Below are 12,004 nucleotides of genomic sequence, written 5' to 3' on the forward strand. Positions count from 1 at the left end.
GCCGGCGACGAGGACCTGACCCGCATCACCGGCGCCCGCGTGCCCACCGGTATCCCCACGGTGATCGCCGCCCCCGTCGTCGAACGCCCCCGCCGCAGCCCGTCCACGAGCCGCGGCCGCCGCAGCCGCCCCGCCCACGCGGCCGGTGACACCCGCGCGACTGTCGCGGGCCGCGACAACCAGGGCTCCTCCGGCCGCCGCCGGGCACCGAGGCGCGTCGCCCTCGCCGCCTAGTGGGCAGCAGCTGTGGGCCTGGACCGCTGCTGCGGTCCAGGCCCACACGACTCACCAGCGCGAAACACGAGTCCCGGCCCGCTCCGGCGGACCCCCGCCGGCCATCCCACCGCCGATGCCCCGACCACCGCCGGCCCCGGCGGAACCGACATCAAGGAGTCCGCCCATGACCCTCACCCTCGAACACCCCGCGACCACCGCCACGGTCGGCGACCTCATGAGACACCCCGAGCTGCAGATCAGCGACGACGTCATGGTCGACATGGCGATCGACATCCTGCACAGCTCCGGCGCCGACCACCTCCTGGTCCGCGACGACGACGGCCGCTGCGCCGGCCTGCTGACCCGCCTGCACCTCGCACCGTTCCAGACCCGCACCTGGTCCACCGAGCGCACCCCGGTGCGCGACATCGTCCTCGACCAGGCCCCGTTCGCCACCGCTGACATGCTCGCCGCCACCGCAGCCGCCGCCATGCGCGCCCGCGGCCTGGACACATGGCCGGTGGTCGACCCCGACGGCCACGCCATCGGCCTGCTCAGCTTCTAGGCCAGCTCTGCCGGCGCCGACGCGCCGACAGTCGCGCGTCCAGGGCGCTGTCCACGGCGGCGTTCAGCATTGGGCCGCTGTCCTGGTCCGGGTCGCCCATCGGGTCGAGCACCAGGCCGCCGGTTCCCGATCGCAGGCGGATGTCGAGGGCAGGGGGCGGACTGCGCGGGGACGGCCACCGAGTACTCCTCGCGGCCCCGGTCTCGGGCGGGCCGTAGTGCGCCCGCAAAACGGGCGACTTGCCTGACGACCCGCGTGCGGCGGCGCAACCCCACCGTAGCGGCCGGGCGACCGCGCGGACCGCCCGCTCAGCGCAGGCGAACCGTCAGCGGCAGGCGCGGCCAAGGACCAGGCAAGGAAGCACAGTTGTGCACTGAGCGTGGCCTGAACGATCCGGTCCCGAGGGGGCCGGTGCATCCGACGAGCGGGCCGTGCGGAAGTAGCGTCGGCGTCCCTTCCTCGGTCACCATTCGCGCGGCGCGGGCGGTCGCGGAGTGGTCATCGGGGATGCGACCGAGGCAGTGGGAGCGCGGGCTCGGTCCGGTCGACGGGAAGCAGACCGGGCCCGGGCTCACGCTGCGGGGCACGCGTCATGACCCGGGCGGAACGGTAGTGGACGAACGCCCCGGGTGTGTACTTCAACGGGCGGCGTGCCGTCGTACCGGGCGGCCTGGAACCGGTCCGCGCCAATGAGGCAGGGTGTCGGGCGGCCTGGCCGGTGGAGAACGGTCGGCCGGCGACCGGGGGCTGAGGGGTAATCGTGTCCGGGGCGGCCTGCGGTGAGCGCCCGTCGCTCACCGCGGACCGGTCTCGTCGGCCTGGCAGGCGGGTCAGGTGTCGGCGGCGGACTCCTGGCCGCGCGGGGAACCGCGGAGTTCTTCGTTGATACGCAGGGCTTCTTCGAGTTGGTCTTCGAGGATGACGATGCGGCAGGCGGCCTCGATGGCGGTGCCCTGGTCGACGAGGTCACGGGCGCGCATGGCGATGCGCAGTTGGTAGCGGGAGTAGCGGCGGTGGCCGCCGTCGGAACGCAGGGGGGTGATGAGGCCCTGTTCGCCGAGGGCCCGCAGGAAGCCGGGGGTGGTGCCGGTCATCTCGGCGGCGCGGCCCATGGTGTAGGCGGGGTAGTCGTCGTCGTCGAGGGAGTCGGGGGTATGCGGTCGAATGGTTGCCGTGGTCACTGCACCTCTTCTTGTTGTTGTGTCCGGGGACGCGCTGAGGGGCCCCGGGGCCATTGCGGCTCCCGGGGCCCCGAAGGGTTCTACACCATCTGCCGGCCTTGTGGCCGGCTTCCTTATATCCGCACTGCCCCGGGGGAGGGGGCGTGCAGGGATCGCGTATGCGTGACCGGAAACCACCGTCCTTGCCTTGGGGTCTTCGGATTCCGCCCGGGCGACTTCCTCACGGGCCGGGCGATCCTGATGGCGCTCTGTCCCCTCCGTTTCCTCTGTACTGGCCTGGTACTTCGAACTGCCTGGTACTGCTCACACGGGTACTGCTCGGTACTGCGGAACTGCTTGTACTTCGAACTGCGTGGTAGTGCCAACCACTCGGTACTGCTGTGGCGGTCCTTGCGGTCCACCGGGTCCGGCAGCCAGCCCCGTCGCCCGTCCTGCTCGACCACTCGGCTTGGAACCCCACTGCCGGACTCCCAGCGCGCGCACCCGCAGTCTGGGCGCCTTCACCGGGATACCGCGTACTTCGACTGCTGGTACTGCCCAACTCAACTTCACACTGCTGGTACTGCGCCTACCGAACTGCGGTACCGCTCGGTGGCGACCCCTGATCCTGCGGGCCGCCCGGCCCGGCCGCCAGTCCCGTTGCCGTCCTGCACCTGCCGTGGCTCCGGGACTCCGCTACCGCGCCGCTGTTGCGCCACTACTTCACGCCCACCTGCCCGGCGTGTCCTGCATCCTGCTCACCTACGGGTACTGCTCCTGCTGCACTGCGGTACCGCTGTGCGACGGCCCCTGATACCTGCGGGCCGCCCGGTCCGGCCGCCGGTCCTGTCGCCTTACTGCTACATCCCTGGCTTCAGGACCCTGCAACCGTACCGACCTGCGAACTCCTGTACTGCTGCCCGCCAGTTCGTGTCTGGCGGGTACCGCTGATCTCATCTACGAGAGAAACACTAACCACGGTGCGCGGCAATGTCTACTTCGGCGGGAATAGATTTTTCGGTGCTGGTTGGGGAGGTAGTCTTCGCCCCGCACGGGGTGGGGCGGCCGGTCGCCGCAGCCAGATCCCGGGTCCGCCACCGGAGCCCTGTCGTGCCGCGCACCCGTCCGACCCCCGCGGCCCGCCCCCAGGGGGCCCGGTGCCCACCTCCGTGCCCTGGTCGGGCCGGGCCGCCGTCCGGTGCGCCCGACCGCACCCGAGCGGAGCGCTGCGGATGCGTCGGTGCCGGTGCGGGCATTGGCCGGGTCGGGCGCCGCGGTCATCAGCCACTCGGCGGCGGCCGAGGCCTCGGCCTCGGGGGAATTGCCAGGAGCTCCAGGCGGAGCGGGACGAAGGAGCACACCATCGCCTCGTCCGCGTCCTGCTCCTGCTCGAACCATCCGACGTGGATGCGTGGCCTTCGACGGGACCCGCCGGGGGATGGCCGGCCGATGTGTCGGATTCACGGTGACAGGTGTGATCTTCCCCCATGTGGGGCCAGTGCCGCCGCCAGCGGGGGGAGTCCGTGCAGGAGGTCGTGCGAGCGGGGCCGCCGGGCGCCGTCCAGTCGTCCCGGGGTGGCTCCTTCCGGTGTCAGTGAGAGGTGCACCGGCTGTTCCGGCCCCGGTGGCTGGGCAGCGGTGGGATCGGAGGCCGCCCGGTCATATCGAACACCCGTCCTGGACTCGTTGTTGTGGGCGGCCTGGTGCGGGCGCTTGGCACCGCAGGAATCCCGCAGGTCGTTGACAGTGAGTCCGTCCACCGTACTTCGGCCGGCCCCGGTCTCCGGGGCGAGCAGGGAGCGGCCGGTGTTTGCTCCGCGCCGCACTTCGTCGCCGGGAAGGCCGGGTCCGCGATCTGCGGCGCATCTCGTGAGCCCGGTCCAGGATCCGCCCCAGCAGCCGATCACCGAATCCTCTTGACCGGTCCGCGGCGCTCCGCGGGTTCTCCCGTGCGAAATCCGCCATGAGCACCACGGTTCCCTGCAGCAGTCCTCTTCCACCGTCGGCTTCCTGCCTTGCCCCGAGATGGACCGGCGAACGTCTCACCAGCACCTCCCCTGTCCCGGCATGGCGCCGGCCCTGGCCCGCGGCACTTCGGCCAGGCAGGATCTCGCCGCTGTCGGGTGCGGCCCAAGGTATTTATCGGATGACGGCCAAACATGAGCGTGCGGTAATTTTCGAAAAAGAATTCATGTGCAAGAGGTGCTCGGATTCCAGCGGTGCGGAGTATTCTGGAAAGTGCCGGGAGAAGTTGCCGGTGACACGATCGCGAGGAGGCGAATATGTGGATCAATGAGGCAGGATTCCTGGATCCGCGACTCGTGATCTCGCGAGTGTCTGCCCTTTCGGCGGGAAGATCATAGGGTTGCGGGGGCGTGGATTCAGATCCTGTTGCCCCGGTCGGTGTTACGTTTGCGCAGGCCGGTAAGGTCACCTCCGCAGCAATGCGGGGGCGACCTTTTGTGGGGCGGTCGTGTGTAATGGTCTCCATGGGAGGCCTGTGGCTCCCGTCACTACTGCCTGTCGGTGGACGATGAAGAATTCCTTGACCTGGAGGCCGACCGTCGCGGCCGCGCTGTTCCGAGGAGCGACATCGGGGGCTCTGGAGCGGAGGAAGTCTCATTGTCCTGGGTGAGCGGATCACTTTCGATCTCCCGCTCGCATGCTGGCTCTCACGCGCTTCTCACGTATTGGGTGTCCTGGGGTGGCATCAGGCGTCATGGAGGTCGGAGTCGGACGTGAAGGGCCCTGACCTGCGAGGCTTGGACTGGTGGACATTGGCCGGATCGTTCCATGGCGGGACCCTCCTGCCTCATGGCGCACCATCCAGCATCATCCGGCCGGTCGGGACCGCGAAGCAGCCGACGGCGGAGGTGCTCCGGCATCGCCGTCCCCTACGCGATCGTCGGCGCCTGCTGCTCGGCCCCACGCCGCCCCGGGAGTCGGTGCCGCCGGCGGGGATCCGGGTCAGGGCTCGAGCGGTGCCACGACGATCTCACGCTTGAGGATCTTGCCGGCCGGCCCCTTGGGGGAGGGCGTCGGTGAGCGTTACCACCCGGGGGGTACTTGTAGGCGGCCACCCGGGCCTTCACGTGGTCGCGGAGCTCCTCGGCGGTGGCGCGCGCTGCGGGCTTGAGGACGACCGCTGCGGCGACCTCCTGCCCGAGCAGTCGGTCCGGCACGCCGACGACGGCAGCCTCGGCGACCGCCGGGTGCCGGTAGAGGACCTCCTCGACCTCGCGCGGGTAGACGTTGTAGCCGCCGCGGATGATCAGGTCCTTCGTGCGGTCGACGATGAAGTGGTAGCCGTCCTCGTCGACCCGGGCGAGCCCGGTCGATGGCCTCGATGGCCCGATCTTCCGGCCCGGCGGGCCAGGCCGGGGTCAGCCGGCTCGGGCGCCCCCTCCCGGTACGGCGGGCGGGGTGCGCAGGGCGAGGACGGCGAGGTCGTCGTGGCCGTCGCCGAGATGGGCATCGGCCAGGATCCGGCACAGGTCGTCCAGGGGCAGGTCGGCGTGGGCGGCGGCGACCTGGGCGAGGGCGCTGAGGCCGGCATCCAGGGGCTGGTCGGGGTGCTCGACCAGGCCGTCCGTGAAGAGCACGAGGGTGGCGTTACGGGGCAGGGGGTGCTTGTGGTCTGGGCGGGGCACGTCGGGGTCTACGCCGAGGGGCAGGCCGGGGTCGGGGTGCAGGTAGTGGGCGGTGCCGTCGGGGCTGATCAGGAGCGGTGGCGGGTGTCCGGCGTTGCTCCAGTGGAGCGTCCAGCCGTCCTCGGAGGGTTCGATGCGGGCGAGGCAGGTGGTGGTGATCGGGTTGTCGGTGATCGCCTCCAGAGTGCGGTCGAGCTGTGTCAGGACGGCGCTGGGCGGGGTGCGGCGGTCGTAGAGGAGGGCGCGCAGCATGTTGCGGGTCTGGGCCATGGTGGCGGCGGACTTCAGGTCGTGTCCGGCGACGTCGCCGATGACCAGGGCGCAGGCGCCGTCGGGGAGCATCAGGGCGTCGTACCAGTCGCCGCCGACGTGGTCCGGGGTGGCGGCGGGCCGGTAGATGGCCGCGGCGGAGAAGGGTGCCACATCGGGCAGGCCGGGAAGGAGGAGGCGCTGGAAGTACTCGGCGTTGGTGCGGACCTGCCGGTAGAGGCGGGCGTTCTCGATGGCGAGGCCGGCCGCGCCGGCGAGCGCCACGAGGATGTCCTGGTCGTGGTCGTCGAAGGGTTGCCCGTCGCGCCGCTCGCAGAGGTAGAGGTTGCCGAAGACGCGTCCGCGGCCGGTGAGCGCCACCCCGAGCAGTGTCCGCATCGGCGGGTGGCCCGGTGGGAAGCCGACCGCGTCCGGGTGGGCGCCGATGTCCGCGACACGCAGCGGTTCGGGGTGTTCGATGAGGTGGCCCAGGAGTCCGCGCCCGTGTGGAAGGGCGACTGCGGCCAGCGCTGCGACCTGCTGCTCGCTCAGCCCGACGGGGATGAACTCCTCCAGGTGTTCGCCGTCCTCGCTGAGCACGCCGAGTGCGCCGTAGCGGGCGTCGACCAGGCTCATCGCGGTGGTGATCACCCGGCGGAGCACGACCGGCAGGTCCAGTTCCCGGCCGACCGCCATGACCGCGTCCAGCAGGTCCTGGAATCGGCGCTGGGTGTGGGCCAGGTCCCGTAGACGTCCGACGATCCGGTCCATCTCGTCGTCGATGCGGTGGCTGCGGTCGGGAACGTCCGCCCGCCCGGATCCATTCTCCGGATCCACCGGCCCACCTTCGATTCCCATGCTGGACGACCGTACATTCGACGCGTGGCACCACCGGGAGCCGGCTGCATCGGCGCGTCCTGCTCTCAACCGTAGGCAGGCCCGTCGCCGACCGCGACCGCGACGAGCACCGCCCGCACCCTCAGCTGCCGCGACATCACTTGGACGGTCTCCCACCGTGGCGTTGCCCGCAGTTCCGGGCCCGGGGGGACCTGGCGGGGTGATCGGGAGGGGGTGCGGACTCCGTGACGCCCCGGCGGGAGACCCCCGGGACCGTACGCCATGCCCCCGCGCGCCCGCGTCGTCAGCGGTGCCACCGTCGTTCCTCCGCCATCCGACGCCGGATGACGACCAGGTCGATCACCGCGACGACAGTGGACACCGCGCACAGCACGGCGAGGCCCGTGAAGAACGCACGATCGGCACGCGGTGCGGGGAGGGCGTTCGCCGCGAGCAACGTGAAGACGATGGTCCCGAGCAGGAAGAACGGGACGAAGATCCGTCCGAGCAGCCGCCGGGCCGGCAGATCACTGCGTGCCCAGCGCGGCTCGGTGCCGACGTGCCGCCACCGCCGGCCGGCGGCCCGCGCGCGGCGGTCGGCGGCCGCGGCTTTCCAGTACTCCACGAGGCGGTGCACCCCGTGGAGCGGTGTGTGGGACGGCTGCGTCATCTTCTCGATGGCCTTCCGTGCGATGCGCTCCACCCGTCGCCGGCGAACGCCGTGCGCCCTCGGCCGGAAGGGGACGGCGACGTCTACGGGGTCCCGGTTGCTGCCCCGTTGGGTGCCGGTGCATGAACGGGCTTGGTCATCAGCGGGGTGACCAGAGGCGGCTGCGGTGCGGGAGCGGCGGCGGCGGTTGCCTCGCGGGAGAGGAAGGAGCCGAGTTCGCCGATGGTGCTCATCAGGGGAGCGGGGAAGACGACGGTGCTGTTCTTGTCGACGGCGATCTCCACGAGGCTCTGCAGGTTGCGCAGTTGGAGGGCGAGCGGGTGGGCCATCATCGTGTCGGAGGCGTCGCCGAGTGCGGAGGCGGCCAGGGCCTCTCCCTGCGCGCTGATGATCTTTGCGCGCTTCTCCCGCTCGGCTTCGGCCTGCTTGGCCATCGCGCGCTTCATGGTGTCGGGCAGCTGGATGTCCTTGAGTTCGACCAGGGTGACTTCCACGCCCCATTCGGTCGTGGTGATGTCCAGGATCTGGCGGATGTCCAGATTGATGCGGTCGGTCTCGGACAGGGTCTCGTCCAGCGTGTGCCGGCCGACGACCTTGCGCAGGGTCGTCTGGGCGATCTGGTTGATCGCGGAGCTCACGTTCTCGATGGCGACGACCGACTTGATCGCGTCCACGACGCGGAAGTAGGCGACGGCGGAGACGTCGACGCTGACGTTGTCGCGGGTGATGATCCCCTGGGACTGGATCGGCATGGTGACGATCCGCAGCGAGATGTGGTGCATGACGTCGGCGAACGGGACGATCAGGCGCAGTCCGGGATCGCGCGCTCCGGTGATCCGGCCGAACCGGAAGACGACCCCCTTCTCGTACTGGCGGACGATGCGGATCGACATCGCGAGCCCGATCAGGACCAGGATGACGAGCACCACCAGGACCGCGATCACGGCGGTCATGTCGGCTCCCTTCGATTGCGGACCGGCGTCGACAGGCAGGTCCGGGAACGCGTCGCCACGAGCAGAGCGACCGGGAGGCGCGGGACCGCTTTGCGGCCCTACCGTGAGCCTGCCCCGCATCCGGCGCGTGCGACAGGGCCGAACGGGCCTGCTCCCGTCCCGACCGGTCCGCCCGAGCGCAGAACCTCCTGCGCCGGCGGTTGAGCGCGGCATCTCCGGGAAGACCCGCTGCTCGAACGCCGACCCCGGAGCGGGGCGGCCGGCAACGCAGGTAGCACGCCGAGTCCGCGCAGGCGGGCCGCGTCGCCGATTCCGTCGGTTGGCCCGGGCAGGCCCATGGCGCGGCGGGCCTGTGCCGCCGGATCCTCCGAGGGGAGGAGCAGCGAGGCGAGCCGGTAGCGGAAGATTTCAAGTCCAGTGAGACAGTTGGGACGCTATGAGGTTTGTGGCGCGGGTTCCCTGTGCATGGCGGGGTCGTTGATCCACGCTGTCTTCGGGATCTCGGGTGGTCTGGGGCGGCGGCCGAAGCGTTCGGGGTGCCGTGCGTAGGCCTCGGCGAGGGTGACGGCCCGCTGGTCGCGGATCTCCTCCGCGGTGCCGAAGCGGACGGTGGCGGGCGTGTGAAGTCCGATGCCCGAGTGGGTGACGCCGATGCCTTCCACGAGGCGTGGAAGCGCCATCGGGCAGGGCAGGATCCGGATGCGGAGCTGGAGCCGACATGGGCGAGGACTTCGACTTCGACGACGCTGACGAGATGCACCGTCGCCTTCCCCGGCTGGCTGCCCTCTACCTCGGCGCAGCCGCCGGCTGAGACGCGTCAGTGCCTCGAATGGTGTCGCTACCCGGGATAGGGCTGCTGTCGTGGTGGTTCTGCCGACGTCCCTTGTGCGGCGGTTTGGCGGCGACCGTGCGGGTTGTCACCGGGGTCCGCTTGGATGGTCGGCATGACCGTCAACGATGTCGCCCGTTCTCTGCCCGATCCCGACGTCCTGCGGGACCACTGCCGGGCTTTGGCGATGCTGGATGCGATCCTCAGTCCCGATTGGTCCTCGCGCTACTACTCCTTCGACGCGCGGTGGTCGCCGACGGAGGAGTTGGCCTCGATGCGCAACGGTTCGGGGGATGAGTACTCGATCGTCTTCGCTCCGGCCGGTGTGTACATCCGGGGCTTTGACCACGAGTCGCCGATGAGCCCCTATGCCGAGGAGGGAGTGTGGCAGGGCGTGGTGGACTCCGTTCCCGAAGAGTTCCGGTCGTGCGTCGAGGAACCCGCGTTCAGCGACGACGGCGTTCCGACGGTGACGGCCTGCCTGTGGCGTAGGACGACTGACGAGAGTTGGCAGACGGGAGAGATCGACTTCCCGGAGGGCCATGTCGATCCCGACGGGGCCGACTGGTTGTTCCGGCTCCTCGCCGACCGATCTCCGGAGGCGTACGCGAGCTTCGCCGTCGACTACTACGAGATACCAGTCGACCTGGATACCGTCCGGCACATCTGTGCTCTGCGGCCACTCACCGATGACGTGGTCCGGGCCCTCAACGCCGAGCTGACCCTAGCGGACCTTGCCGAGGACATCGCCGAGATCGGCTACCCCACAACGTAGGGAAATCGGCCGGACGAGTATTCCGCCGCGCAGCGGCGCGCGCCCGGATCTCTGCCGTCCCGCGCGACCGGGAGCATCGTTGCGGGGTGCGAGTCGTGGCCGTCGACTTCGCCGCTCTGCGTCTGGGCATCCCCGCTCCTTCTGCCGCCTTGCCGGCAGGGATGCGTGGTGGCTGAAGAGCACCTCGCGTTCTGCGTTGGATTACGTCGACGGTTCGGTCCATGAGCTGGCGGAATATGCCGAACGGTTGATCGGTGCGCACTCCTGGACCTTCTGGTGCTGAGGGTCGTTTTCCAGGCGCTTGATATCGGGTTGGTGAATGCAATTCAAGTGCAGGCCAATGGTTTTGTCAGGCCGTGTGTCACATTGATGCCAGGTCCGGTTCGTGACGACCCTTCGAGGGCGAATGGGTAGATCGAACGTGGCTTCCTGGCTCCTCGGCGTAGTTGTCACGCGACGAGGGTTGACGGGTGGAGCTGGATTGGTTCTGCGTCTTGATCGGCTTGGGTCAAGCGCGCCAGCGTTGCTGGGTGCCGCGCTGGGGCGTGGCGGCAACGCGGGTATCGATTAATCATCCGACCCGGTCATGCGGCGCGTCGGCAAACCGCAGGCCGGGTGGCCCCGTGGTCAGCCACGCAGCGCGGAGGTGAAGATCCCCCGATGGCGCGGACCAGCGAGGCTTGACGGCAAAGCCGGCCAGGCGACGGCCCGTGGTGGCTGTGGGCGGTTGGTGACGAACCACGGGGGCCCGAGGGGCATCGCCATCGCGCTGTTCGGGATTGATCGGGGCGCTGGGCAGAACGGACCTCGGGCGACGGTGCGTTCCGGCCCTTCCAGAGATGCGGCGTTGTGCACGACGCCGATGCCACTCTGTGCGTTGTACAGAGTGTGGACGGGGAAGGCACCCCAGGTGGCGGCCGCGGGGGCGGGGGGCGTTGCGCTCGGCCGGGTGCCGGTCAAGCCCGAGTCGCTTCCGTCGGCCTCGACCGCACGTGCCATCGCGGCCAGGGCCGCCTCCCGGCTCGCCCGCGGGGCCAGGTGCCCGCGCGCTCTTCCACGTCCTGAAGGAGAAGCGGGCGGGCACACGAGCGACGACGCCACCCTGTTCCTGATCGAGTGGCGCAAGCCGGTCGGAAAGCGCGGGCGCCCGGGCCTCGCCGACCCGGTCCGGGGATCAGGGAAGCGCGACGGCCCGCAGGCATTGTCCCCGGTGCCGTGCCGCGGGCCCCCGCCAACGGGACTCCCGTCAGCCCTTGACACCGGGCAACTCAAGCTTTACGAGTGAGGGAGAGGGGGTTTGCCCAGGGATCCGCTCGTGCGGGAGGAGGCCCCGCGATGGCTCGCTCCGTCGGTGTCGATCTGGGCACCACGAACTCCGTCGTCTGTGTCCTGGAGGGCGGCGAGCCCACCGTCATCCCCAACGCGGAAGGGGCGCGCACCACCCCGTCGGTCGTGGCGTTCGCCAAGGGCGGCGACGTACTGGTCGGCGAGGTCGCCAAACGCCAGGCCGTCACGAACGTGGACCGCACCGCCCGCTCCGTCAAACGCCACATGGGTGACCCGCACTGGCGCTTCCCCGACACCGGCGGCGTCGAGGGAAAGCGGTACACCGCGCAGGAGATCTCCGCCCGTGTACTGCAGAAGCTCAAGCGCGACGCCGAGGCCTACCTCGGCGAGGACGTCACCGACGCTGTCGTCACCGTCCCCGCCTACTTCAACGACTCCCAGCGCACCGCCACCAAGGAGGCCGGGGAGATCGCCGGCCTGAATGTGCTGCGCATCGTCAACGAGCCGACCGCCGCAGCCCTCGCGTACGGGCTGGACAAGGAGAGTGACCAGACGATCCTGGTCTTCGACCTCGGCGGCGGCACCTTCGACGTCTCCCTGCTGGAGATCGGCGAGGGCGTGGTGGAGGTGAAGGCCACCAATGGCGACACCCACCTCGGCGGCGACGACTGGGACCAGCGCGTCGTCGACCATCTCGTCAAGCAGTTCAGGAACGGCTACGGCGTCGACCTGTCCAAGGACAAGATGGCCCTGCAGCGTCTGCGCGAGGCCGCCGAGAAGGCCAAGATCGAGCTGTCCTCGTCCTCCGAGACC

Annotated in this window: 9 protein-coding genes and 1 pseudogene; 4 read left to right on the forward strand and 6 right to left on the reverse strand. The window is 70.1% G+C overall.

Features of this window, described 5'->3' with window-relative positions; all coding sequences use genetic code 11:
* Both AB0D10_RS45085 and AB0D10_RS45090 read left to right on the forward strand, forming a co-directional pair.
* Nucleotides 1-234: pseudogene (locus AB0D10_RS45085) on the forward strand (ATP-dependent helicase); the annotation flags it as partial.
* A 166-nt stretch (nt 235-400) separates the two neighbouring features.
* On the forward strand, nt 401-781 hold the full coding sequence (locus AB0D10_RS45090) for a CBS domain-containing protein (RefSeq protein ID WP_360268574.1): 381 nt from the start codon (nt 401-403) through the stop codon (nt 779-781).
* Between the two features lie 830 nt (nt 782-1,611).
* Here AB0D10_RS45090 and AB0D10_RS45095 read toward each other — a convergent pair.
* The 6 genes from AB0D10_RS45095 to AB0D10_RS45120 form a co-directional block, all read right to left on the reverse strand.
* A complete protein-coding gene (locus tag AB0D10_RS45095) occupies nt 1,612-1,962 on the reverse strand; it encodes a helix-turn-helix domain-containing protein (RefSeq protein ID WP_360268577.1) in 351 nt (116 codons plus the stop codon).
* A gap of 2,873 nt (nt 1,963-4,835) precedes the next feature.
* Complete coding sequence (locus AB0D10_RS45100) at nt 4,836-5,123, reverse strand: hypothetical protein (RefSeq protein WP_360268580.1); 288 nt, start codon at nt 5,121-5,123, stop codon at nt 4,836-4,838.
* 201 nt (nt 5,124-5,324) lie between these two features.
* The gene (locus AB0D10_RS45105; RefSeq protein WP_360268597.1) at nt 5,325-6,611 is read right to left on the reverse strand and encodes a GAF domain-containing SpoIIE family protein phosphatase; all 1,287 of its coding nucleotides are present in this window, start codon (nt 6,609-6,611) and stop codon (nt 5,325-5,327) included.
* A 370-nt stretch (nt 6,612-6,981) separates the two neighbouring features.
* Entirely contained in the window at nt 6,982-7,347 is a 366-nt protein-coding gene (locus AB0D10_RS45110; protein ID WP_360268583.1) for a hypothetical protein, read from the reverse strand.
* Nucleotides 7,348-7,430: 83 nt separating this feature from the next.
* Nucleotides 7,431-8,300, reverse strand: coding sequence for a slipin family protein (locus tag AB0D10_RS45115; protein ID WP_360268586.1), 870 nt, complete (start codon nt 8,298-8,300; stop codon nt 7,431-7,433).
* Between the two features lie 434 nt (nt 8,301-8,734).
* Complete coding sequence (locus tag AB0D10_RS45120; protein ID WP_360268589.1) at nt 8,735-8,980, reverse strand: hypothetical protein; 246 nt, start codon at nt 8,978-8,980, stop codon at nt 8,735-8,737.
* Between the two features lie 264 nt (nt 8,981-9,244).
* Between AB0D10_RS45120 and AB0D10_RS45125 the strand changes: the two genes are divergently transcribed.
* Both AB0D10_RS45125 and AB0D10_RS45130 read left to right on the forward strand, forming a co-directional pair.
* Nucleotides 9,245-9,904, forward strand: coding sequence for a hypothetical protein (locus AB0D10_RS45125; protein WP_360268592.1), 660 nt, complete (start codon nt 9,245-9,247; stop codon nt 9,902-9,904).
* Nucleotides 9,905-11,239: 1,335 nt separating this feature from the next.
* On the forward strand, nt 11,240-12,004 hold a 765-nt coding region (locus AB0D10_RS45130; RefSeq protein ID WP_360268594.1), incomplete at its 3' end, for an Hsp70 family protein.

It is taken from the genome of Kitasatospora sp. NPDC048545 (assembly GCF_040651155.1).
In the GTDB taxonomy this organism is placed as follows: Bacteria; Actinomycetota; Actinomycetes; order Streptomycetales; family Streptomycetaceae; genus Kitasatospora.

Excerpts from the sequence above, each read along its gene's own strand:
- AB0D10_RS45090 (WP_360268574.1), top strand. The coding sequence starts at position 401 with ATGACCCTCACCCTCGAACACCCCGCGACCACCGCCACGGTCGGCGAC.
- AB0D10_RS45105 (WP_360268597.1), bottom strand. The coding sequence starts at position 6,611 with ATGGACCGGATCGTCGGACGTCTACGGGACCTGGCCCACACCCAGCGC.
- AB0D10_RS45110 (WP_360268583.1), bottom strand. The coding sequence starts at position 7,347 with ATGACGCAGCCGTCCCACACACCGCTCCACGGGGTGCACCGCCTCGTG.
- AB0D10_RS45115 (WP_360268586.1), bottom strand. The coding sequence starts at position 8,300 with ATGACCGCCGTGATCGCGGTCCTGGTGGTGCTCGTCATCCTGGTCCTG.
- AB0D10_RS45120 (WP_360268589.1), bottom strand. The coding sequence starts at position 8,980 with ATGGCGCTTCCACGCCTCGTGGAAGGCATCGGCGTCACCCACTCGGGC.
- AB0D10_RS45125 (WP_360268592.1), top strand. The coding sequence starts at position 9,245 with ATGACCGTCAACGATGTCGCCCGTTCTCTGCCCGATCCCGACGTCCTG.